Source organism: Ancylomarina longa (assembly GCF_003996985.1).
Taxonomy (GTDB): domain Bacteria; phylum Bacteroidota; class Bacteroidia; order Bacteroidales; family Marinifilaceae; genus Ancylomarina_A; species Ancylomarina_A longa.
Map to the genome: position 1 here is coordinate 1 of NZ_RJJX01000172.1, position 558 is coordinate 558.

Genomic DNA, 558 nt, shown 5'->3' on the forward strand with positions numbered 1-558 from the left:
TTCATTATGAATTAATTTCCTTTCGCAGATTTTCATATTGCTGTTCATATTGATTGCGGGACCAGCCATCAACGCCCACCACCGGAACGATGCCATTCTGCTTATCAGGAAAGGCGTAAATTTCTTTCGTCCACGGATTAAGGCCGTACTGGTTGGCAACGATCAGTAATGCGATGAACTGCGCATCGCTGGCATCACCTTTAAATGCCGTCTGGCGAAGAGTGGTGATCAGTTCCTGTGGGTCGACAGAATCCATGCCGACACGTTCAGCCAGCTTCCCAGCCAGCGTTGCGAGTGCAGTACTCATTCGTTTTATACCTCTGAATCAATATCAACCTGGTGGTGAGCAATGGTTTCAACCATGTACCGGATGTGTTCTGCCATGCGCTCCTGAAACTCAACATCGTCATCAAACGCACGGGTAATGGATTTTTTGCTGGCCCCGTGGCGTTGCAAATGATCGATGCATAGCGATTCAAACAGGTGCTGGGGCAGGCCTTTTTCCATGTCGTCTGCCAGTTCTGCCTCTTTCTCTTCACGGGCGAGCTGCTGGTAGTG

The 558-nt window shown here is 49.6% G+C and carries 2 protein-coding genes; both read right to left on the reverse strand.

The features are described from left to right. Nucleotides 1-4 precede the first annotated feature (4 nt). Nucleotides 5-307, reverse strand: coding sequence for a recombinase RecT (locus DLK05_RS16830; RefSeq protein WP_438830190.1), 303 nt, complete (start codon nt 305-307; stop codon nt 5-7). Nucleotides 308-312: 5 nt separating this feature from the next. Then, nucleotides 313-558, reverse strand: a 246-nt coding sequence (locus DLK05_RS16835) for a host-nuclease inhibitor Gam family protein (protein ID WP_127345105.1), incomplete at its 5' end; no start/stop codon positions are given.

What these genes read in the sequence shown, in the direction of transcription:
- DLK05_RS16830 (WP_438830190.1), bottom strand. Translation starts at nt 307, where the DNA reads ATGAGTACTGCACTCGCAACGCTGGCTGGGAAGCTGGCTGAACGTGTC.